Raw genomic sequence first — 22,862 nt, 5'->3', positions numbered from 1 at the left:
GCTCCCGCTTGGGACGGCATGCATGTGCCGGCCTTCTTTGCTTTCAGATGATCCGCCTCGACGTCAGATCGTCGATCCGTTGCCCCGAGAGGCCGAGCAAGCCGCCATAGATCTCCTGATTGTTCTGACCGAGCGTCGGCGCCGGCGCGGTGTATCCCTTGTGCGTTCGTCCCATCTTGATCGGGAACCCGGCGCCGATGACGCGCTGCTCCAGCGGCTCGGTCGGATGCACGACCGGCTGCAGCATGTCGCGTGCGCCGAGATGCTCCCACGCGAGGATGTCGTCGATGTCGCGGATCGGGCTCGCGGCGACGTCGCCGCGATTGAGCGCCTCGATCGCCTCGATCGTGGTGCGGCCCAGCGTCCATTCGGCGACGATCGCGTCGACGATCGTGTTGTTGGCGACGCGCCAGCCGGTGTTCATGAACTTCGCGTCTGCGGCGAGGTCGAGCCGGTCCATCACACCCAGCAGCGCCAGCCAATCCTCATTGGTGGCAGCGCCGAGCGCGATCGCGCCGTCGCGCGTGGCATAGGTGTTGAAGGGCGAGAACCGCATGATGCGATTACCCTGCCGAGGCGCCATCCCCATCTGCTTGTAGCAATCCAGGGGCTCGTCGAGCACCAGCGATAGCAGGCAGTCGGCCATCGCGACGTCGACGAACTGGCCTCGTCCCGACACGCGCTGCTCGGTCAGCGCGGCGAGGATGCCGGAGACGGCAAAGGCGCCCGTGATGCCGTCGGCGAGCGCGGTGCCGGCCTTGCTTGGGCTGCCGTCAGGCGCGCCGGTGATCGACATCAGACCGGACGCCGCCTGGATCATCAAATCGTAGGCCTTGAGACGCCGGTCGGTGCCGGTCGAGCCGTAGCCGGTCAGCGCGCAATGCACGATCGCGGGGTTGACCTGACGGTTTGCTTCATAGTCGATCCCGAGCCGCTCGGCAGCGCCGGGACGCAGATTCTCGACCAGGATATCGGACTTGCGCAGCAGCGCATGGAACAGCTCCATGCCCTCCGCCGTGCGCATGTTCAGCGTGATCGACTTCTTGTCGCGGCAGCGCTTCAGATAGGCGAGGCCGAGATCGCTGTCATGCTTGCGGTCGAGCGAGACGCCGTCCTTGCCGAGAAACGGCGGCCCGGTCATGGTGGGATCGCCCTGCTCCGGGGTATCGATACGAATGACCTCTGCGCCGAAGCCCGCCAGCATCAAGGTCGCAAACGGGCCTGAATAGAACCGCGTGAGATCGAGAACGCGGACCCCGTGCAGCGCGCCTTGCCTCGTCATCGTCGGGCTCGCCGTCATCCGCAATTTCCCTTCCCGCTGGCTGCCCTGTCGTTGTCTTCATCGTTGACGCGGCGGGCATATAGGTCAAATATTTTCCGATCCGGATTATTGATGCGAAAATGGAATGAATGATGCGCGAGGGACGCCCACGCCGGTTCGAAGTCAGCCTCAAACATCTTCGCGCGGCCAACTCGGTCGCGGTGTATGGCAGCTTCACCGCGGCCGCCGCCGACCTCGGCATGACGCAGTCGGCGGTGAGCCGCCTCGTTCTTCAGCTCGAACGGCAGCTCGGCGTCTCGCTGTTCCTCAGATCGACGCGCAACGTCATCCTGACCGCACCGGGCCGCGAATTCACGGCATCGACGCAGCGCCTGCTCGCCGATCTCGGCGCCCAGGTCGATAACGCCCGCGCGCTCGGCGAGCAGATCAAGGGACGCCTGATCATCTCCTGCCTGTTGTCACTCACGCATCACGTGGTGCCGGAGGCCGTGCTGAAATACAGGAAGGCGCATCCCGGCGTCGAAATCCACCTGCGCGAGGGCCTCGGCAGCGAAGTCTATGAGGATGTCCGCAGCGGCCTCGCCGACTTCGGCGTCGGCAACGTCACCGCGCTCGGCCAGGAGGTCGTCAGCGACGACGCGGTCCAGGAGTCCTGCTTCGCGATCCTGCCCTCGCGCCATCCGCTGCGCAACAAGGCGACGCTGAGCCTCCGCGAACTGCGCAACGAAACCTTCGTCTCGCTCCCGACCGGCTCGGGCCTGCGCAAGCAGATCGACAGCGCCGCGACAGCAAGCGGCATCGTGCTCAAGCACAGCACGATCGTCGAGCAGTTCGGCACGCTCTACGATTTCGTCGCAGCCAATGTCGGCATCTCGATCGTTCCGGCCTCGGCCGTGCCGCCGCGCGCCCCGCGCGGCGTGATCGTCAAGCGGCTGGTGTCGCCGCCGCTGGTTCGCAAGATCGGGATCCTGCGGCTGAAGAACCGCCCGCTGACGCCGGCTGCGACCGGATTCCTGGATATCTTCAGGCCGCTGTTCCTGAGCGCGTCACGGCGATAGCCCAAGACTCCCAAGAATCATTTGAGATTCGCAGCGGAGCCTGATTAGGTTCGGCGATGTCGTCTGCTGCACGCTGCACCCTGCGCGCCTGACGGCGGCAATGCCGAACCGACAGGACCCGACCACCGATGACCAGGACGCGACGGACACGACCGACGATTCGTGACGTCGCGGCCGAGGCCGGCGTCTCCGTCTCAAGCGTCAGCCGCACGCTCAATGGCGGCATCTATACCAGCGCGGAACTGCATGCCCGCATCATGCGCGCGGTGAAGCGTCTGGGCTTTGAGCCCGACCAGGCGGCGCAGGCGCTGCGCTCAGGGGCATCCAACACGATCGGCTGCATGGTGGCCGATTTCTCCAATCCGCACTACACGGGCATGGTGAGCGCGGCGGAGGAGGAATTCCAGCGCGCCGGCTTCCTGCTGATGCTGGCGGCGACCAAGCACGAGGAGGCGCGCGAGGCAGCGTTCCTGTCGGCGGTGCGGCGGCGCCAGATGGATGGATTGCTGCTGTTCGCCGGCGACAATTCGCACAAGGATTTCATGAAGGGGCTGGCCATGCTCGACCTGCCCTGCGTCACCGTCGACCGCGACGTGCCTGATAGCATCCCGGTTCGCGTCGATCACCGCGGCGGCGCGCTGGAGGCGACGCGCTACCTGATCGGCCTCGGCCATCGCCGGATCGCGCTGCTGACCGGAAGCGCTGCGGTGTTGCCGAGCTCGGAGCGGCTCGCGGGCTACCGGCAGGCGCATCAGGAGGCGAAGATCGAGGTCGACCCGACCCTGATCCGTCCGCACATGCAGGGCGCCAACACCGCCTTCAGCTCGGTGTGCCAGCTGCTGCAATCGGCAAAGCCACCGACCGCGATCATCTCGCTCGGCACCAGCATGCTGGCCGAGGTTCTGGAGGCGATCACCAGCAACGGCCTGCGCTATCCGCAGGACGTGTCGATCGTGTGCAGCGGCGACACCGACCTCGCACGCCATGCGACGCCCGCGATCTCGGCGTTGAGCTGGGACATGAACGAGGTCGGCCGCACCGCCGCGCGGCTGCTGCTGGAGCAGATCCGCGAACCCGACAAGACCGGCAGCAGCGCCCCCGTGTTCCTGCCGACGCGGCTCATCCTGCGGCATTCCTGCGCCGCGCCGGCAACGCCCGCGCACGGCCGGAAGTAACGCTGCGCCGATCAATCGGCCTGCGGTGCGGCCGCATACTGCGCGTCGGAGACGTGCTCCATCCAGGTCGCGTAGTCGCCATCGAGCGCCTCGTGAATCGCGATATGGCTCATGCCCGTGGTTGGCGCCGCGCCGTGCCAGTGTTTCTCGCCGGGCGGAATCCATACCACGTCACCCGGACGGATCACGCGGATCGGGCCGTCCCAGCTCTGCACATATCCGACGCCGGCGGTGACGTAGAGCGTCTGGCCGAGCGGATGGGTGTGCCACGCCGTACGCGCCCCCGGCTCGAAGGTGACGCGTGCCGCCTGCATCCGGGCCGGCGCGGGCGCATTGACGATCGCATCAGCCCATACCGTGCCGCTGAACCAATCGGCGTTGCCGCGCCGGCTTGCGATCGATCCTGCACGCTTGATTCCATCTGTGATCCTCTCGTCTTTCTAAGCTGGAAACGGTTCCAGAGCCTCGTCATTGCGAGGAGCTCGCGACAAAATTGCAAGGCAATTTTTGCGCTGAAGCGACGAGGCAATCCATCGTCCCGCATATGCTGCGCGATGGATTGCTTCGCTGCGCTCGCAATGACGGAGCGCGACACTGCCTCAGCGGAGCACAAACCCTTCATAGCCGCGCTGCGCGATCTGCGCGATGCGGTGGCGGTAACCCTGGCCGACGTAGGGCATGAACACCCGCGGCTTGCCCGCGATGTTGGCGCCCTGGTACCAGGAATTGGCCTTCGGATAGAGCGTGCGGCTGGCAGCATCGGCGACATGCGCCATCCAGGCCCGCTCGGCGTCGCGTTCCGGCTCGATCCGCGTTAATCCCTTGGCGCGCATGCTGTCGAGGCAGGCCGCGATCCACTCGACATGGTTCTCGCAGGCGTGGATCACATTGCCGATGACAGAAGGGCTGCCCGGTCCGGTCACGACGAACAGGTTCGGAAAGCCTGTCACCATCAGGCCGAGATAGGCGCTGGGTCCGTCGGCCCAGGCCTCCTTCAACGTCGCGCCGTCCCGCCCGCGAATTTGCATCGCGGCGAGCGCCCCGGTCATCGCGTCATAGCCCGTCGCCAGCACCAGCGCATCCAGCGCGAACGACCGCGTCGCGGTCTCGACGCCGGTCTCGGTGACGGTCTCCAGCGGCTCCGTGCGCAAATCGACCAGCTCGACATGCGGCAGATTATAGGTCGCGAAATACCCGGTATCGATGCAGATGCGCTTGACGCCGAGCGGATAATCCTTCGGTGACAGCGCCTCCGCCGTCGCCCCGTCGTGCACGATGCCGCGGATCTTGTCGCACACGAAATCGCAGGCGACGTCGTTGACGGCCGCATCGGTCAGGATGTTCGGGAATGCGGTGAGGATGCCGCCGCCGCCCTGCTCCCAAAGCTGTTCATAGCGCGCCCATTGCGCGTCCCGCTCGGGCACCGGTGCGTCGAAGGCATTCGCAGGGACCCGCCCGAACTCCGGTGTCTCGAGGCTCTCGCGATATTTCGCGATCACCGGCTCGGCGGCTGTGATGTCGACCTCGGACAACGGCGCATTGCGTGCCGGTACCGAATAATTCGGCGTGCGCTGAAACACGGTCAGTCGGCTCGCAGCCTTTGCGACCATCGGGATCGTCTGCACGCCCGACGAGCCGGTGCCGATCACAGCAACGCGCAGGCCGGAAAAGTCGATCTCCTGATGCGGCCACTGCCCGGTGTGATAGACCGGTCCGCCAAAGCGTTCGAGGCCCGCGAGCTTGGGCTTGTTGGGCACCGAGAGATTGCCGGTCGCCATCACGCAAGTCGATGCGACGATGCAATCGCCGCGATCGGTGCGCAATGTCCAGCTCTCGCCGGCCTCGTCCCAATCGGCATCAGTCACGCGGGTGTCGAAGCGGATCAGGGAGCGCAGATCGAATCGGTCGGCGACGCGCTGCGCGTAGCGCAGGATCTCCGGCTGGGCGGCGTACTTCTCACTCCAGCGCCATTCCTGCCGCAGCTCCTCCGACCAGGTGTAGGAATAGAACAGGCTCGGGATGTCGCAGCGCGCGCCCGGATAGCGATTCCAGTACCAGGTGCCACCGACGTCGGACGCCGCCTCGATGCCGATCACTTTCAGCCCGAGCTCACGCAACCGGTAGATCGCATACAGTCCGCCGAAGCCGGCACCGACCACGACCGCATCGCATTCGGCGACCAGCGGCGGCCTCGCGCCATGGTCCGGGCTCGTCTGCTCCAGTCTGCTCATTTGTCACATCTCTCCGGCCGCAGGAATATTGCCATCGGTGGGAACGCGCGCTAGTCTGGAAACGTTTCCAGACTGGAAGCGCATACGATAATTGTCGCCGAGCGTCAACGCACCGGCCGTCGACCGGGGGAACCGCGCGCACGCCACACGGCGTTCAGCGGACAATCAGGGAGTGACTGAGGGATGTTGGACGGATTCTGTCTTCGTGCGTGCCTGGCGGCCGCGGTAACGATCGGCGCGCTGTCGCCGGCGCTGGCGCAGAAGAACTACGGCCCGGGGGTCTCCGATACCGAAATCAAGATCGGCAACATCATGCCCTATAGCGGTCCTGCTTCGGCCTACGGCGCGATCGGCAGGACCGAGGCGGCCTATTTCAAGATGATCAACGACCAAGGCGGCATCAACGGACGCAAGATCAACTTCGTCAGCTATGACGACGGCTTCTCGCCGCCGAAATCGGTCGAGCAGGCGCGCAAGCTGGTCGAGGGCGACGAGGTGCTGCTGGTGTTCCAGCCGCTCGGCACCGCGCCCAATGTTGCGATCCAGAAATATTTGAACGCCAAGAAGGTCCCCCACCTCTTCATCGCATCGGGCGCGACGCGCTTCGGCGATCCCCAGGGCTTTCCCTGGACGATGGGCTGGCAGCCGAACTACCAGAGCGAAGGACGGATCTACGCCAGATACATCCTCGACAAATTCCCGAACGGCAGGATCGCGGTTCTCTGGCAGAACGACGATGCCGGCAAGGATGCGCTCAAGGGGCTGCGCGACGGCCTCGGCGGCAAGGCGAGCAGCATGATCGTCGCGGACAAGTCCTACGAGCTGACCGATCCGACGCTGGACTCGCAGATGGTGGCGCTGCGTGCCTCCGGCGCCGACATCCTGTTCACCTGGGCGGCGCCGAAGGGCGCGGCGCAGACCATCAAGAAGGTCGCCGAGCTCGGCTGGAAGCCGACCTTCTTCCTGACCTCGACGGCGACGTCGGTCGCCTCTGTGATGCGCGCCGCCGGCATCGAGCATTCGCAGGGCATCATCTCGGTCGCCTACCTCAAGGATCCGACCGACACGATCTGGAACGACGATCCCGAAACCAGGGAATGGCGGGCGTTCATGGACAAGTACATGCCCGATGGCGACAAGACCAACGGCAATCACGTCTATGGCTACGCCGCCGCGCAAACGCTCGCGCAGGTGCTCAAGCAGTGCGGCGACGATCTCACACGCGAGAACGTGATGAAGCAGGCCGCCGGCCTGAAGGACTTTGCGCCGAAGATGATCCTGCCCGGGATCAGAATCAACACCAGCGCGACGGACTTCCGCCCGATCGAGCAGTCGCAGCTGATGCGGTTCGAAGGCGAGAGCTGGAAGCTGTTCGGCAACATCATCACCGGCGAGGTCGGCAGCGAATAAGGCCGTGCGCGCGCTCTGTTCAGTCAGAGGGTGGGACGAGACGCAAAGCTCGGGCGGATCACGTCGCGAGAACGCGGATCCGAGTTCACGGGTCTTACAACAAGTTGAGTGTCGTCCCGGCGAAAGCCAGGACCCATTATCCCGAATCTCCATTGTTGCGCGACGCTGAGGCCGCTCTCCCGCTCATCACTGAATGCAATGGTTATGGGTCTAGGCTTATGCCAGGACGACCTGTGGAAGGAGCCGTGCGTGCATGCTCTCCGATGTCATGCACGCGAATGTGTACATCAGATACGCCGCAGCCCCTCCGCTCAAGCATTGACGCCTCTGGAATACTGGATCACCCGCTTGCGCGGGTGATGACACCGAACAAGCTGTTTGACAGTTGAATCGGAACTCGCACACCCGCCTCTACCCGGACGGCGTCAGGATCGCCTGCTGTGCCGCATGCCAGCTCGCTTCGTCGGGCGCGCAGAGCAAGCCGCCGGTCAGATTGACCGGCTTGTATGGCGATCCGTCGAAATGCGCGCTGTAGCCACCGGCCTCGCGATGCAATAGCCAGCCCGCGGCGTGATCCCACGGCATCAGCTTGTTGTAGAACAGGAGATGGCAATGGCCGGACGCCGCCATGCGGTATTCATGCGCGGCGCATCGGAGCCATGCGCTGGCGCCAAGCCTGGACAGATTGCCGGCGACAGTTGCGCGCAGCGGCTCGGGCAGGAAGTTGACGCCGACCACCGCGTCCATCTGCTTGACCGGCACCGCTGGGGCGACCTTCAAATCATGCCGCCTGCCGTCCGGCATCTCGAGCCAGGCGCCCTCGCCGCGCAGCGCGAACGCGGTGTCGTTGCAGACAGGGTCATGGATCGCGCCGAACACAATCTCGCCGCGCGTCGTGGCGGCCACCATGGAGCCGAACAGCGGCAGGCTCGAGGTGAAATTTCGCGTGCCGTCGATCGGATCGACGATGAAGGCGAGCTCCGCGGTTCCAACCAGATCGAGCGCGGCCGGATCGCGTGCCGTGCCTTCCTCGCCGATCACGACGGCATTCGGAAACGCCCGGAGCAGCGCGGCCGAGATCGCCTGCTCGGCAATTTCATCGGCCTCGGTCACCACGTCGAATGCCGACGTCTTGGTACGGACCTCGATCTCCCGGACGCGGCGGAACCGCGGCATGATCTCGGTGCGGCCGACCTCGGCGAGGATGTTTCCGATGTTCAGCGCATCGGCATGGGACAGTTTCACGCGGCATTCTCCTGCGTTGCACCGCCATCCTATCGCAGGATCATGACTGCGCGGCAATCAGCGGCGCTGGTTGTAGACATCGATGCAGACGGCACCCAGCAGCACGAGGCCCTTGATCACCTGCTGATAATCGATGCCGATGCCGAGGATCGACATGCCGTTGTTCATCACGCCCATGATCATGGCGCCGACCACCGCGCCGCCGACCCGGCCGACGCCGCCATAGGCCGATGCGCCGCCGATGAAGCAGGCGGCGATCACGTCGAGCTCGAAGCCGAGACCGGCCTTCGGCGTCGCAGTGTTGAGCCGGGCTGCGAACACCAGCCCGGCGAGCGCCGCCAACACGCCCATGTTGACGAAGGTGAAGAAGGTCAGCCGTTCGGTCTTGACGCCCGACAGCTTCGCCGCCTTGGCGTTGCCGCCAACCGCATAGATCTGCCGGCCGATCACGGTCCGCCGCGTGACAAAACCGTACAGCGCGATCAGCACCGTCATGATGACCAATACGTTCGGCAGGCCGCGATGCGAGGCGATCAGATAGGTGAAGTAGAGCACCGCGCCCGCCAGCGCGATGCTCTTGGCGATGAAGAACGCGTAGGGCTCGACCTCGATGCCGTGCGACTGCTCGCGCGCCCGGCTCTTGGCGCTCGCCAGCACCATCGCGAACGCCAGTACGACGCCGATCAGGAGCGAGGTCGGATAGAGCGTGCCGGCGCTCGGAAACAGCTCGGGGATGAAGCCCGACGACAGCTTCTGGAAGGTCGGCGGAAACGGCCCAACCGACCGGCCCTGGAGTACCGCAAGCGCAAGGCCCTTGAACACCAGCATGCCCGCCAGCGTCACGATGAAGGACGGAATCTTGAAATAGGCGACCCAGTAGCCCTGCGCCGCGCCGATCGCGGCACCGACCAGAAGACAGACGATGAAGGCGGTCGGGTAGTCGACATGGTAGGTCACCATCAGCACCGCCGCGACCGCGCCGACGAATCCCGCGACCGAGCCGACCGACAGGTCGATATGCCCGGTGACGATCACGAGCAGCATGCCGAGCGCCATGATCACGATATAGCTGTTCTGCAGCACGAGGTTGGTGAGATTGACCGGCTGCAACAGCGTGCCGTCGGTGACGATCTCGAAGAACAGCATGATCGCGAGCAGCGACAGCAGCATGCCGTAGTTGCGCAGATTGTTCTTGATGAAGCCGGAATGCTTCGGAGTCTCGGGAAGTGATACCGTCTTGTCGGTCATTGTGCTCCGCCTCCCGCCCGCGCCTCACTGGCAGGGGCGCCGTTCCCGGACATCCTGACATTGCGCATGATGGCGCGCATGATCTTCTCCTGCGTCGCGTCGCCTCTCGCGAACTCGCCGACAAAGGCGCCGTCATTCATCACGCAGATCCGGTCGCAGATGCCGAGCAATTCCGGCATTTCCGACGAGATCACCACGACGCCTTTGCCGGCGTCCGCGAGCTCGTTGATGATACAATAAATCTCGTACTTTGCCCCGACGTCGATGCCGCGGGTCGGCTCGTCCAGCAGCAGCACCTGTGGATCGGTCATCAGCCATTTCGACAGCACCACCTTCTGCTGGTTGCCGCCCGAGAGCTGTCCGGCCTCCTGATAGACGTCGGAACAGCGGATCCGCATCCGGTTGCGATAATCGCTCGCGGCCTTCAGCTCGACGACATCGTCGATCACGCCGCGATCCGACACTTGGTGAAGGCTCGCCAGCGTCACGTTCTTGCGGACGTCGTCGGCGAGGATCAACCCGAGCTGCTTGCGGTCCTCGGTGACGTAGGCGAGGCCGGCTTGGATCGCAGCCGGCACGCTGGCGAGGTCCGCCTCGCGTCCGTCAAGGCTGATCCTGCCGGAGATATTGTAGCCCCAGGCCCTGCCGAACAGGCTCATGGCGAACTCGGTGCGGCCGGCGCCCATCAGGCCGGCGATGCCGACCACCTCGCCGCGGCGCACCCTGAAATCGACGTTCTTGATCACCTGCCGGGCGGTGTGCAGCGGGTGATAGACCGACCAGTTCTCCACCGTCATCACGGGATCGCCGATCGCAACGTTTCGCTCCGGGAAGCGATGCGCGAGATCGCGGTTGACCATGCTGCGGATGATGCGGTCCTCGTCGACCTGCTCGGTTCGGCAATCGATGCTATCGACGGTGCGGCCGTCGCGCAGCACCGTGATCCGGTCGGCGACGCGCGCGACTTCGTTCAGCTTGTGCGAGATCAGGATCGAGGCGATGCCCTGCTCGCGGAACACCAGCAGCCGGTCCAGCAGCGCAGCGCTGTCGGCCTCGTTGAGGCTCGCGGTCGGCTCGTCCAGGATCAGGAGGCGCACCTTCTTCGACAGTGCCTTGGCGATCTCGACCAGCTGCTGCTTGCCGACGCCGAGATCGGTGATCAGCGTATCCGGCGATTCCCGCAGGCCGACCTGCGCCAGCAGCTCTGCCGTCCGCCGGTACACCGCATTGCGGTCCACCACCCCGAACCGCGACGGCGCGCGCGACAGGAAGATGTTTTCGGCGATCGACATCAGCGGGATCAGCGCCAACTCCTGGTGGATGATGATGATCCCCAGCGCCTCGGAGTCGTTGATGTCGCGGAACCGGCGCTCCTCGCCGTCGAACAGGATAGACCCTTCGTAGCTGCCGGCGGGATAGACCCCGCTCAGCACCTTCATCAGGGTCGACTTGCCCGCACCGTTCTCGCCGACCAGCGCATGGATCTGCCCGGCTTCCACGGTGAGGCTGACGTCGCGCAATGCCTGCACCCCGGCAAAGCTCTTGCTGACGCCACGCATCTCAAGCATCGCCGTCATCGCATCATGTCCCGCAACGTCACTCGGCCTCGGCGCTATCAGCCCCGTTCACCAGCCCTAGTCGAATTGCGAGCGCTTGTAGTAGCCGCTGTCAATCAGGACTTTCTCCCAATTGGTCTTATCCACCACGACCGGCTTCAGCAAATAGGACGGAACCACCTTGACCCCGTTGTTGTAGGTCTTGGTGTCGTTGACGGTGACCTCCTTCTTGCTCAGCACGGCATCGACCATGTCGGCCGTGACCTTGGCGAGATCGCGGGTGTCCTTGAAGATGGTCGAGTATTGCTCGCCGCGCAGCATCGCCTTGATCGAGGGCACTTCGGCGTCCTGGCCGCTGACGAACGGCATCGGCTGGTCCTTGCTGCCGTAGCCGACCCCCTTCAGCGAGGAGATGATGCCGATCGACAGGCCGTCATAGGGCGACAGCACCGCGTCGACGCGCTTCTTGCCGTAGAAGGCGCTGAGCAGATTGTCCATCCGCGCCTGCGCGGTGGCGCCGTCCCAGCGCAAGGTCGCGACCTTGCCCATGCCCATCTGGCCGCTCGCGACCACAAGCTTGCCGCTGTCGATATAGGGCTTCAGCACCGACATCGCGCCGTCGTAGAAGAAATAGGCATTGTTGTCGTCGGGCGAGCCGCCGAACAGCTCGATGTTGAAGGGCCCCTTGCCGTCCTTCAGCCCAAGCGCATTCACGATCGACCCTGCCTGCAGCACGCCGACCTGGAAATTGTCGAAGGTCGCGTAATAGTCGACATTAGGGGTGTCGCGGATCAGGCGGTCATAGGCGATCACCGTGATGCCCTGGGCCTTGGCCTGCTTCAGCGCATCGGACAGCGTGGTGCCGTCAATCGCCGCGATGACCAGCACCTTGGCGCCCTTGGTCACCATGTTCTCGACCTGGGAGAGCTGGTTCGGGATGTCATCGTCGGCATATTGCAGGTCGGTGCCGTAGCCGCGTTCCTTCAGCACCTTGACGATGTTGTTGCCGTCGTCAATCCAGCGCGCCGAGGATTTGGTCGGCATCGCGATCCCGACGGTCGGCTTGGCCTGGGCCATGGCGTCGCGATCGGACACCGTCGCGGCAAGGCCGGCCAGCGCGAGCGCGAACAAGGCGGTCTTCAATTTGAACATGCTTCACTCCCTTGGTTTTTGAGTTGGGTACCCTTGCCGTGGACGGCGTCAATCGCCGGCTATCATTCGTTGGCCGGCCGCAGATCTACAGCGATATCGGATCGGCGTCGGGGCCATCACGAACCGAAATTGCGGAATGTCGATTGAACCCGTCAACAGCGCCAATGTCCGCACGACCAGTCGATCCTGCAATGCCGGGTTCATCCGCAATTCATGTCGTGCGACAAACCAGGCGCAGGAATGACGTGGGGATCATGGGGCGCCTGTCTCCTGGAATCGCTGGCGAGCGCTGGCCTCCGCCAGAACTTCTGGCGGTGCGGCACCTTGCTTCTGGCAACCTTTGGTGGACGTTGCCCCCACCATATTGATGCAAGCGCCAGCCGGTCATTTATTTAAGCATATGAATAAATTGACCGGAGGTCGGCGGACCATAGGGCGTTGTCTCCCGAAATTGTTGACAAGCTCCGCAGACCGCTGGGGTGCGGCGGGGCTTCTCGCAACCTTTGGTGACATTGTGCCTCTACTATGCGATGGACGCAAGTACCATTTATTTCACTGAATGAATAAATTGATCGAACCGCCGCGCGACAGCGACAGCCGCCTTCAGGCGTCGATCTCCGAGAGATCATCGACGACCAGCAGGGCTCCGGCAAAATCGTCGTCGCTGAAATAGGTGCTGCGGGTGATGACCACGGGGATGCCGGCCCCAGCGGCGGCGGCGAGGCCGTTGCCGGAATCCTCGACCGCGATGCAATCCGCCGGTCCGAGCCTGAGCCGCACCAGCACCTCGACGTAGACGTCCGGCGCCGGCTTCTTCCGCGGCACGTCGTCGCCGGCGACAACAGCCTCGAACAGATCGGCCCAGTCGAGCCCCAACGCAACCGACAGCAGCGCATCGATATTTCCGTGCGAAGTCGTCGTGGCGATCGCCAGCCGCTGGCTGCGGCTGCGCGCGCCGGCAAGCCAGGCCCTCACGCCGGGCCGCAACGGGCAACCGCCCGCCGCAATCAGCGCGGCATAGCGCGCGGTCTTGATCCTGTGCAGGTCGGCGATGTCGGCGAATGTCAGCGACGGGACAGCGTTCCGCTGATCGAAGGCGCGGATACGCTCCTTGCCTCCGGCGACCCGAAGCAGCCGCGCGTAGGTGACCTGGTCCCAGAACCAATCGAGGCCAGCCTCGGCGAACGCCTCATTGAAGGCGCGGCGGTGCACCTCCTCGGTCTCGGCGAGCGTGCCGTCGACATCGAAGATCAAGGCACGGGCGCCCGCAATGATGTCGCGCATCCCGGCGCTCCGGATCGCTGCGAGCGCCGGGTTCATCACCCCTCGCCCGCCGCGCCGGTCGCCTTCGCGAACACGCGGCTGGCAAGCACGTCGCCGGCCTCGATCGACATCACGTCGTCGGCCGTGAGCGTGCGGTCGAGCTTGGCCACGATCCGGTTGGCCTGGCGCAGCCGGATGCGGTCGAGCGCGTTGCGGATCGAGCGTGCATTGGAAAACAGCGGCTGTTCCTTGCGGATGCCGATGTACCGGGTGAAGGCCTCGCGTGCTTCCGGGGAGAAACGATAATTCTGCTGCTGCAACATCAGCTCGGCGATCCAGAGCAGTTCGCCGTCGGAATAGTCCGGGAAGTCGATGTGATGCGCGATGCGGGAGCGGAACCCCGGATTGCTCTGGAAGAACTTCTCCATGCGGTCGCCGTAGCCGGCCAGGATCACCACCAGATCCTCACGCTGCGCTTCCATGATCTGCAGCAGGATCTCGATCGCCTCCTGCCCGTAGTCGCGCTCGTTCTCGGGGCGGTACAGGTAGTAGGCCTCGTCGATGAACAGCACGCCGCCCATCGCCTTCTTCAATATTTCTTTCGTCTTCGGCGCGGTGTGACCGATATATTGCCCGACGAGATCGTCGCGCGTGACGCTGATGACGTGGCCGCGGCGCACGAAGCCGAGCTTGTGCAGGATACCGGCCATCCGCAGCGCGACCGTGGTCTTGCCGGTGCCGGGATTGCCGGTGAACGACATGTGCAGGGTCGGAAATGTCGTTGCCAGCGCCATCTTCTGCCTGATGCGTTCGACCAGCAGCAGCGACGCGATCTCGCGGATGCGGGTCTTCACCGGCTTCAGGCCGATCAATTCGGAATCGAGCTGGTCGAGCACGTTACCTATGCCGAGGCCGGCGAATTCATGCCGGAGGTCGATGGTCTCGGGCGGCGTCTCGTGGATCTGTTCTTGCGCTTGGGTCATCATCCTCTCGCTTCGAAAAGGCTCCGTCGCCGCGGCGGCGACGACGGAGAAGTGCATCCGGACCAGGACGGTCGAGGGAGCAATCCGCCTGGCTTACAAGCCGGACGCGGTCACTGATCGGCGTAGCGCTCGCCCTCGGGGCGACCAGCCGCATAGGAATGCGTCGCGTAACGCAGGTTGCGTCCGGTGCCTTCCGCACGATCGAGCCGGAAGCCGGGTTCCTCGCGCGGCCGGTTGACGATGAAGGACAGCCGCACCGACTCCCAGCCATGGCCGGAATCGAAGCCGGAGATCCGGATGTAGCGGTCGCCATAGACCCGCCGGCAGTCGGCGAGCTCCTTCATGATCCCGGCCGCATCGCGCAGGTCGAACATCGGCAGGCCCCACATGTCCCAATAGGTGTTGCGGGGATGCGGGTCGTCGGTGAACTCGATGTTCACCGCCCAGCCCTTGTCGAGGCAGTATTGCACCTGCGCGGCGATCTGCTCATCGGTGAGATCGGGCAGGAAAGAAAAGCAACCTTGGGTCACGCGCATGAGAAACTCCTGTCAGACCGCCATGCTCGGCGTGGGAACGAAATCGGGGGCGTCGGTCGATTCGTAGTTGAAGGTGACGTCCTTCCAGACGTCGAGCGCCTCGCGCAGCGGCGTGCAGGTCTGCGCCGCCTTCGCCAGGATCTCCGGCCCTTCATGGACGTAGTCGCGTCCCTCGTTGCGGGCGAGGATCATGGCTTCCAGCGCGACGCGGTTGGCGGTGGCGCCGGCCTGGATCCCGCGGGGATGGCCGATCGTGCCGCCGCCGAATTGCAGCACGACGTCCTCGCCGAGCAGGTCGAGCAGCTGGTGCATCTGGCCGGCATGAATGCCACCGGAAGCCACCGGCATCAGCTTGTTGAGGCTTGCCCAGTTCTGGTCGAAGAACACGCCATGCTCGAGCTGCATCGGGTTGAAGTCCTCGCGGCAGATATCGTAGTAGCCGCGCGTGGTGTTCGGGTCGCCCTCGAGCTTGCCGACCACCGTGCCGGCATGGATGTGATCGACACCGGCCAATCGCATCCATTTCGCGATCACGCGGAACGAGACGCCATGGCTGCGCTGCCGCGTGTAGGTCGAATGGCCGGCGCGATGCAGATGCAGGATCATGTTGTTCCTGCGCGCCCACTTCGCCATCGACTGGATCGCGGTGTAGCCGATCACAAGGTCGATCATGACGATGTTGGAACCGAGCTCGTGGGCGAACTCGGCGCGCTCGTACATGTCCTCCATGGTCGCGGCGGTGACGTTGAGATAGGTGCCCTTGATCTCGCCGGTCGCGGCCTGCGCGCGGTTGACCGCCTCCATGCAGTACAGGAAGCGCTCGCGCCAGTGCATGAAGGGCTGCGAGTTGATGTTTCTCGTCGTCCTTGGTGAAGTCGAGCCCGCCTTTCAAGGCTTCATAGACAACGCGGCCGTAGTTGCGGCCGGACAGGCCGAGCTTCGGCTTCACGGTGGCGCCGAGCAAGGGACGGCCGAACTTGTCGAGCCGCTCGCGCTCGACCACGATGCCGGTCGCCGGGCCCTGGAACGTCTTCACATAGGCGATCGGCAGCCGCATGTCCTCGAGGCGCAGCGCCTTCAGCGGCTTGAAGCCGAACACGTTGCCGATGATCGAGGCGGTCAGGTTCGAGATCGAACCCGGCTCGAACAAATCGAGGTCGTAGGCGATATAGGCGAAGTAGCTGCCCGGCGAGTTCGGCACCGGATCGACGCGATAACACTTGGCCCGGTATTTTTCCGCGGCGGTCAGCCGGTCGGTCCACACCACGGTCCAGGTCGCGGTCGAGGATTCGCCCGCCACCGCCGCGCAGGCCTCGGTCGGATCGACGCCGTCCTGCGGCGTGACGCGGAACAAGGCGATGACGTCGGTGTCCTTGGGCTCGTAGTTCGGCTCCCAATAGCCCATCCGCTTGTATTCCATCACGCCGGACTTGTAGCGATCCTTGCCGCGCACCGTGATCGACTGCTGTATGTTCATCTCAATCTCCTTGTCGTCGTTCGTCGCCGTCTGCTCAGGCGGCCTGGGTGATCTTTCCAATCTGCGGATCGAGCGCGCCCGCGCGGTAGCGTCGGGCCATCTCCGGCAGTGCAACCACCTTGATCCGGGCGGCATTGCCGGCCGTGCCGAATTGCTCGAAACGGTCACGGCAGAGTTCGCGCAGCGCATCCATCGCCGGCTTGAGGAATTTGCGCGGATCGAACTCGCTCTTCGACTGCACGGCGACCTTGCGGAAGGTGGCCGCCATCGCCAGCCGGCAATCGGTGTCGATGTTGACCTTGCGCACGCCGTGCTTGATGCCGCGGACGATCTCCTCGACCGGCACGCCCCAGGTCTGCGGCATCTCGCCGCCGAACTGGTTGAACATGTCCTGCAGCGGTTGCGGCACCGAGGACGAGCCGTGCATCACCAGATGCGTGTCGGGCAAGCGCGCGTGAATCTCCTCGACCACGCGCATCGCCAGGATCTCGCCGTCGGGCCGCCGCGTGAACTTGTAGGCGCCGTGCGAGGTGCCCATCGCGATCGCGAGCGCATCGACCTTGGTGGCGCGGACGAAATCAACCGCCTGGTCGGGGTCGGTGAGCAGTTGATCGTGGCTGATCTTGCCTTCGACGCCGTGACCGTCCTCCTGCTCACCGCCGCCATGCTCGAGCGAGCCGAGTACCCCGAGTTCGCCTTCGACCGACGCGCCGACCCAGTGCGCCATGTCGACCACCCGGCGGGTGATATCGACATTGTAGTCGTAGTCGGCCGCGGTCTTGGCGTCGGCCTTGAGCGAGCCGTCCATCATGACGGAGGTGAAGCCGTAGCGGATCGCGGTGGCGCAGGTCGCCTCCTCGTTGCCGTGATCGAGATGCAGGCAAAGCGGGATCTGCGGATACATCTCCTCCAGCGCATCGATCATCTTCGCCAGCATGATGTCGTTGGCGTAGGACCGCGCGCCGCGCGAGGCCTGGATGATGACAGGCGCATCGCAGGAAGCCGCTGCCTCCATGATGGCGAGGCCCTGCTCCATGTTGTTGATGTTGAAAGCCGGCACGCCGTAGCCGCGTTCGGCGGCGTGGTCCAGCAATTGCCTCAGTGTGATCCGCGCCATGGTGGCGTCCTCCTTTCAATCCGCTCGTTGAATGAGCTGCTTTGCCGCCGCGGCAATCGCCGCCGGCGTGATACCGAATTCGCGGTACAGGACGTCGGCCGGCGCCGAGGCGCCGAAGCCGCTCATGCCGACGAATACGCCGTCGTCGCCGAGCCAGCGCGCCCAGTCGCCCTCGACGGCGGCTTCCACGCCGACGCGCGGCACACTACCCAGCACCTGGGCGCGATAGTCGCGCGGCTGCTGGCGGAACAGGTCGAAGCACGGGGCCGAGACGACCGCGGCCTTCACCCCTGCTTCCGCCAGCAGCTTTGCGGCTTCGAGCGCGATCGACACCTCTGAACCCGTTGCAATCAGGGTGACGTCACGCCCGAAGGCCGGCTCGACGAGAACGTAGGCGCCGAGCGCGACCTGGTTGTCCTTGCTGCCGTCGCGGACCGTCGGCAGCGCTTGCCGCGACAGGCAGAGGATCGACGGCGAGGTCTCTGCCTTCAACGCGCAGTCCCAGGCTTCAGCCGTCTCGACCGCATCGGCCGGGCGGAACACCAGCACGTTCGGGATCGCCCGGAGCGCCGCAAGATGCTCGACCGGCTGATGCGTCGGGCCGTCCTCGCCGAGCCCGATCGAGTCATGGGTCATCACATGGATGACGCGGATGCCCATCAATGCTGCGAGCCGGATCGCCGGCCGGCTGTAATCGGCGAAGCTGAGGAAGGTGCCGCCATAGGGGATGAATCCGCCATGCAGCGCGATGCCGTTCATCGCCGCCGCCATGCCGTGCTCGCGGATACCGTAGTGGATGTAGCTGCCGTCGAGTGTTTCGGGCCGCACCGAAACCTGAGACTTCGCCAGCGTCAGGTTGGAGTGCGTGAGGTCGGCCGAGCCGCCCAGGAGATTCGGCAATGCCTCCGCGATCACATCGATGACCTGCTGCGAGGCCTGCCGCGTGGCGAGCTTCGGCTGCTCAGTCGCGAACCGCTCCACGAGCTTGGCCATCGCCTCGACATAGGCACAGGGCAATTTCCGATTCAGCGCGTCGTGGAACGGAGACCTCTCGCCTCTGTCGGCCTTGCAGGCGCTGCGCGAGCGCTCGATCCAGGCCCGCCGTGCGTCGCGGCCGCGGCCGCCGAGCTCGCGCCACTCCGCCAGCACCGCATCGGGGATTTCGAAAGCCGGATACGGCCAGCGCAGCGCGGCGCGGGTCTTCGCCGTCTCATCAGTACCGAGCGGCGCGCCGTGCACCTTCTCGCTGCCCTGCCGGTTCGGCGCGCCGAACCCGATCACGGTGCGGCAGGCGATCAGCGACGGACGATCGCTCGCGCGCGCCTGCCTGATCGCGGCAGAGATCGCCTGCGGATCGTGACCGTCGATGCGGCAGACGTTCCAGCCGCTGGCCGCAAACCGCGCCGCCTGGTCGTCCGAACAGGACAGGGAGGTGGCGCCGTCGATCGAGATCCGGTTGTCGTCGAACAGCACGATCAGCCGGTTCAGCCGCAAATGGCCGGCGAGCGAGATTGCCTCATGGCTGAGGCCTTCCATCAGGCAGCCATCGCCGGCGATCACATAGGTGTAGTGGTCGACGAGATCGTCGCCGAAGCGTGCGTTCATCAAGCGCTCGGCGAGCGCCATGCCGACCGCGGTCGCGATCCCCTGCCCGAGCGGCCCGGTCGTGGTCTCGACACCGGGCGTGTGGCCATACTCGGGATGCCCCGGGGTTTGCGATCCCCATTGCCGGAACGCCTTGAGCTGATCGAGCGTCATGCGCTCGTAGCCCGTCAGATAGAGCAGCGCATAGAGCAGCATCGAGCCGTGCCCTGCCGACAGCACGAAGCGGTCGCGATCAGGCCAGGCTGGATCGGCCGGATCGAACTTCAGGAAGTCGGTGAATAGGATGGTCGCGACATCCGCCATGCCCATCGGCATGCCGGGATGGCCGGACTTCGCCTGCTCCACCGCGTCGATGGCGAGGAAGCGGATGGCGTTGGCCATCTCGTCGTGGCTGACGTCGGGCCGGCTGGCAACGGACGCAAGTGCGGTCATATCGTTCGCCTCTTTCGTTCGATCAGTTGCAGGATCAGCGGGGTCAGGATGAGCTGCATCGCGAGATCGAGCTTGGCGCCATGAATCACGATCGAATTGGCGCGCGACATGAAGCTGTTCGGGATCATCGAGAGCAGATAGGGAAAATCGATGCCGCGCGGGTTCTTCAACCGGATCACGACCATCGATTCATCCGGCGTCGGGATCCAGCGCGCGATGAACGGGTTCGACGTGTCGACCGTCGGCACGCGCTGGAAGTTGATGTCGGTCTCGCTGAATTGCGGACAGATGTAGTTCACATAGTCCGGCATGCGGCGCAGGATGGTGTCGGTCACCGCCTCGGTGGAATAGCCGCGATGGCTGCGGTCGCGATGCAGCTTCTGGATCCATTCGAGGTTGATGACAGGCACGACGCCGATCTTGAGGTCGGCGTGTTGCGCGACATTCACCTTGTCGGTAACCACAGCGCCGTGCAGGCCCTCGTAGAACAAGAGGTCGGAATTCTCCGGCAACGCTTCCCACGCGGTGAAGGTGCCGGGCTTGGCGCCGTAGAGCCGCGATTCCTCCTCGTCATGCACATAGTGCCGCGTCGTTCCGGTGCCGGTCTCGGCATAGTCGCTGAACAGCCTCTCCAGCTCCTCGAACAGATTGGTCTCGGGGCTGAAATGACTGAAATGCTTGTCGCCGCGCTCGGCCTTCTCCAGCATCTGGCTGCGCATCTCGGCGCGGTCGTAGCGATGGAAGGCGTCGCCCTCGATGTAGGCCGCGACCACATTCTCGCGGCGGAAGATGTTCTCGAACGTCTTCTTCACCGAGGTGGTGCCGGCGCCGGACGAGCCGGTGATCGAGATGATGGGATGTCGACGAGACATGCGCTCCCCCTCAGCGGAACAGGCCGCGCCGTGCGAACAGCGGGGCATCGCTGCTCTCGAACAACGGCTCGACGGTCAGGTGGATCGCATCGACGTCGCGCACGGCGCGCGCCGATCCCATGATCAGCGGCACGCGCTGATGCGGCGTACGTGCCGAGAGATCGAGAATGCGCGACCGGCCGCTCGAGGCGGCACCGCCTGCCCATTCCATGATCAGCGCGATCGGGTGCGCCTCATACAGCAGGCGCAGCCGGCCTTCGCGGTAGCCCTGGCGCGCATCCGCCGGATACAGGAACACGCCGCCGCGCATCAGGATGCGGTAGGCCTCGGCCACCAGCGAGCCGATCCAGCGCATGTTGAAGTCCTGGCCGCGCTCGCCGTTCACGCCGGCAAGGCACTCGTCGATGTAGTTGCGCACCGGGCCGCTCCAGTGCCGCCGGTTCGAGGCATTGATGGCGAACTCCGACGCGTCCTGCGGCACCCGCAGCTCACGCGCAGTCAGGACGAACTCGCCGGTTCGCGGGTCCAGCGTGAAACAGTCGACGCACTTGTCGAGCGCCAGCACCAGCACGGTCTGCGGACCGTAGATGAAGCAGCCTGCGGCACATTGCGCCGTGCCGGGCTCGAAGAAGGTCGACAGGATGTCGTTGCCCTTCGGCCGGATCGAGAAGATCGTCCCGATCGAGATGTTGTTTTCGAGATTGGCCGATCCATCGAGCGGATCGATCGCGACACAGAGCGGCGCATCGATATCGAGCGTCTCCGGCAGCTCGACCTCCTCCGACAACACAGCGGCGACCGGAGCAGTGCGCAATGCGTCGCGCATCAGGCCGTCGGCGACAATGTCGATGGTCTTCTGACGATCGCCGTCCGGATTGATGCCGCCGCTCTCGCCGCCGATGCCGGCGAGCGGTCCGGCGGCGATGATGCGCGAGAGCTCGATCGCGGCGCCGGCAAGGGCTTCGATCACCGCAACGGTCGCGGCGCGCAACGGGTTATGCTGCGTCGGCCACTCCAGATGGGCATGCAATGCAGGACGAATCTCCACCGGCCTCTCCCTTGATCGCGCCCTCTGTCCCGAGGTGTCGAGAGGCGACCTCAGGGGAGTCGCCTTGGCCGTATCAACGCGCGAATTGCCCAATTAGGGAAATTTCATTATCTTTGGTCTGGGCAAAGTATTTCTTATGGAGCTTGTGATGGCCGGGAACTTCTCGCGGGACCTCACTATCCGCCAGCTGCGCGCGCTGTCGGCCGTGCACGGAGCCGGCTCGATCACGTCGGCAGCCAACCAGTTGAACCTGACGCAGCCGGCGGTGACGCTGCAGCTCCGCAACCTGCAGGCACTCGCGGGATTGCCGCTGATCCAGCGCACCGGCGACGGCATGGCGCTGACCGACGCCGGCGCGCATGTGCTGGCGCTCATCGAGCGGATCGAGGCGGCGCTGAAGGACTGCGAGCAGTCGCTCGACATGATCGCGGGCCGCAGCGGCGGCCGCGTCGCAATGGGCGCGGTCTCGACCGCGAAATACTTCGTGCCGTTCGCGATCGCGGCGTTCTCGCGCCGCTTTCCCAAGATCGAGGTCACGCTTAGGATCGGCAACCGCGAGGAGATCCGCGACGCGCTGCGCGGCTACGATCTCGATATCGCGGTGATGGGCCGGCCGCCGGCCGATGTCGAAGTCGAGATGAAGCCGCTCGGCCGGCATCCGCACTTCATCATCGCCGCACCCGATCATCGGCTGGCGCGGCGGCGGCACGTCGCGACATCGGAGCTCGCCAATGAAACCTTCATCACCCGCGAACAGGGATCCGGCACGCGGATGCTGATGCAGCAGTACTTCGAGCGGGTCGGGCTGGAGCCGAAGCTCGGCATGGCGATGGACAGCAACGAGACCATCAAGCAGGCTGTCATGGCCGGGCTCGGCATCGCCTTCATTTCCCAGCACACGGTGTTCCATGAACTGGAGGATGGCCGGCTGGTGGTGCTCAAGGTGAAGGGCCTGCCGATCGTCCGGCAGTGGCACGCCATCAGGCGTACCGACAAGATACTGCTGCCGCCCGCCCAGGCCATGCTGGACTTCCTGGGCAAGGAGGGCTGGCGCTACCTCCCGAATTCGCGCTGACGTTGCGACACCCGTTCGATCGAAAAAATCGAGTTAACGCCGTATGTTAATCATTGAAGTTCCCGCGAACGCGTGCCACATCTTGATTGCGGTCACT

Annotated in this window: 18 protein-coding genes and 1 pseudogene; 4 read left to right on the top strand and 15 right to left on the bottom strand. The window is 64.8% G+C overall.

Features of this window, described 5'->3' with window-relative positions; genetic code table 11:
* Window positions 1-43: 43 nt before the first annotated feature.
* A complete protein-coding gene (locus tag ACVIGA_RS36090; RefSeq protein WP_456669753.1) occupies window positions 44-1,282 on the bottom strand; it encodes a CaiB/BaiF CoA transferase family protein in 1,239 nt (412 codons plus the stop codon).
* A gap of 131 nt (window positions 1,283-1,413) precedes the next feature.
* Here ACVIGA_RS36090 and ACVIGA_RS36085 point away from each other — a divergent pair, with 131 nt between their 5' ends.
* Both ACVIGA_RS36085 and ACVIGA_RS36080 read left to right on the top strand, forming a co-directional pair.
* Window positions 1,414-2,340, top strand: coding sequence for a LysR family transcriptional regulator (locus ACVIGA_RS36085; RefSeq protein WP_456669752.1), 927 nt, complete (start codon window positions 1,414-1,416; stop codon window positions 2,338-2,340).
* A gap of 128 nt (window positions 2,341-2,468) precedes the next feature.
* The gene (locus ACVIGA_RS36080) at window positions 2,469-3,515 is read left to right on the top strand and encodes a LacI family DNA-binding transcriptional regulator (RefSeq protein ID WP_456669751.1); all 1,047 of its coding nucleotides are present in this window, start codon (window positions 2,469-2,471) and stop codon (window positions 3,513-3,515) included.
* A gap of 11 nt (window positions 3,516-3,526) precedes the next feature.
* Here ACVIGA_RS36080 and ACVIGA_RS36075 read toward each other — a convergent pair whose 3' ends face one another.
* Both ACVIGA_RS36075 and ACVIGA_RS36070 read right to left on the bottom strand, forming a co-directional pair.
* Entirely contained in the window at window positions 3,527-3,931 is a 405-nt protein-coding gene (locus tag ACVIGA_RS36075; RefSeq protein WP_456670964.1) for a (R)-mandelonitrile lyase, read from the bottom strand.
* Window positions 3,932-4,114: 183 nt separating this feature from the next.
* A complete protein-coding gene (locus ACVIGA_RS36070; protein ID WP_456669750.1) occupies window positions 4,115-5,746 on the bottom strand; it encodes a flavin-containing monooxygenase in 1,632 nt (543 codons plus the stop codon).
* A gap of 183 nt (window positions 5,747-5,929) precedes the next feature.
* Between ACVIGA_RS36070 and ACVIGA_RS36065 the strand changes: the two genes are divergently transcribed.
* Window positions 5,930-7,156, top strand: a complete 1,227-nt coding sequence (locus tag ACVIGA_RS36065) for an ABC transporter substrate-binding protein (protein ID WP_456669749.1) — start codon at window positions 5,930-5,932, stop codon at window positions 7,154-7,156.
* Window positions 7,157-7,567: 411 nt separating this feature from the next.
* Here the strand turns inward: ACVIGA_RS36065 and ACVIGA_RS36060 are convergent, their stop codons facing one another.
* The 12 genes and pseudogenes from ACVIGA_RS36060 to ACVIGA_RS36005 all read right to left on the bottom strand — a co-directional run bounded on the left by ACVIGA_RS36060 (window position 7,568) and on the right by ACVIGA_RS36005 (window position 21,684).
* Complete coding sequence (locus ACVIGA_RS36060; RefSeq protein ID WP_456669748.1) at window positions 7,568-8,401, bottom strand: inositol monophosphatase family protein; 834 nt, start codon at window positions 8,399-8,401, stop codon at window positions 7,568-7,570.
* A 57-nt stretch (window positions 8,402-8,458) separates the two neighbouring features.
* The gene (gene mmsB / locus ACVIGA_RS36055) at window positions 8,459-9,649 is read right to left on the bottom strand and encodes a multiple monosaccharide ABC transporter permease (RefSeq protein ID WP_375780089.1); all 1,191 of its coding nucleotides are present in this window, start codon (window positions 9,647-9,649) and stop codon (window positions 8,459-8,461) included.
* Window positions 9,646-11,226 carry a multiple monosaccharide ABC transporter ATP-binding protein gene (mmsA, locus tag ACVIGA_RS36050; protein WP_456669747.1) on the bottom strand — a complete coding sequence of 527 codons (1,581 nt, stop codon included), beginning with the start codon at window positions 11,224-11,226 and terminating at the stop codon, window positions 9,646-9,648. Before mmsA ends, mmsB begins: the two co-directional genes overlap by 4 nt.
* Window positions 11,227-11,283: 57 nt before the next feature.
* Window positions 11,284-12,357, bottom strand: coding sequence for a multiple monosaccharide ABC transporter substrate-binding protein (gene chvE / locus ACVIGA_RS36045; RefSeq protein ID WP_456669746.1), 1,074 nt, complete (start codon window positions 12,355-12,357; stop codon window positions 11,284-11,286).
* 603 nt (window positions 12,358-12,960) lie between these two features.
* Window positions 12,961-13,677: an HAD-IA family hydrolase gene (locus ACVIGA_RS36040; RefSeq protein WP_456669745.1), complete on the bottom strand. Its 717-nt coding sequence runs from the start codon at window positions 13,675-13,677 to the stop codon at window positions 12,961-12,963.
* Window positions 13,677-14,603 (bottom strand): CbbX protein, encoded by a 927-nt coding sequence (cbbX, locus tag ACVIGA_RS36035; RefSeq protein ID WP_456669744.1) that lies wholly within the window; start codon window positions 14,601-14,603, stop codon window positions 13,677-13,679. Before cbbX ends, ACVIGA_RS36040 begins: the two co-directional genes overlap by 1 nt.
* 110 nt (window positions 14,604-14,713) lie before the next feature.
* On the bottom strand, window positions 14,714-15,139 hold the full coding sequence (locus ACVIGA_RS36030; protein ID WP_223968499.1) for a ribulose bisphosphate carboxylase small subunit: 426 nt from the start codon (window positions 15,137-15,139) through the stop codon (window positions 14,714-14,716).
* 12 nt (window positions 15,140-15,151) lie between these two features.
* A pseudogene (locus tag ACVIGA_RS36025) lies at window positions 15,152-16,616 on the bottom strand (form I ribulose bisphosphate carboxylase large subunit).
* A 34-nt stretch (window positions 16,617-16,650) separates the two neighbouring features.
* Window positions 16,651-17,733, bottom strand: coding sequence for a class II fructose-bisphosphate aldolase (fba, locus tag ACVIGA_RS36020; protein ID WP_456669743.1), 1,083 nt, complete (start codon window positions 17,731-17,733; stop codon window positions 16,651-16,653).
* 15 nt (window positions 17,734-17,748) lie between these two features.
* Entirely contained in the window at window positions 17,749-19,770 is a 2,022-nt protein-coding gene (gene tkt, locus ACVIGA_RS36015) for a transketolase (protein ID WP_456669742.1), read from the bottom strand.
* Window positions 19,767-20,642: a phosphoribulokinase gene (locus ACVIGA_RS36010; RefSeq protein WP_456669741.1), complete on the bottom strand. Its 876-nt coding sequence runs from the start codon at window positions 20,640-20,642 to the stop codon at window positions 19,767-19,769. Before ACVIGA_RS36010 ends, tkt begins: the two co-directional genes overlap by 4 nt.
* Window positions 20,643-20,652: 10 nt before the next feature.
* Entirely contained in the window at window positions 20,653-21,684 is a 1,032-nt protein-coding gene (locus ACVIGA_RS36005; RefSeq protein WP_374707984.1) for a class 1 fructose-bisphosphatase, read from the bottom strand.
* A gap of 154 nt (window positions 21,685-21,838) precedes the next feature.
* On the opposite strand from ACVIGA_RS36005, the gene ACVIGA_RS36000 reads away from it, so the two are divergent.
* The gene (locus tag ACVIGA_RS36000; RefSeq protein ID WP_173641924.1) at window positions 21,839-22,765 is read left to right on the top strand and encodes a LysR family transcriptional regulator; all 927 of its coding nucleotides are present in this window, start codon (window positions 21,839-21,841) and stop codon (window positions 22,763-22,765) included.
* The last annotated feature ends 97 nt before the right edge of the window (window positions 22,766-22,862 follow it).

The organism is Bradyrhizobium sp. USDA 3240, from assembly GCF_054063295.1.
This window is presented reverse-complemented; position numbering and strand designations above follow the sequence as displayed.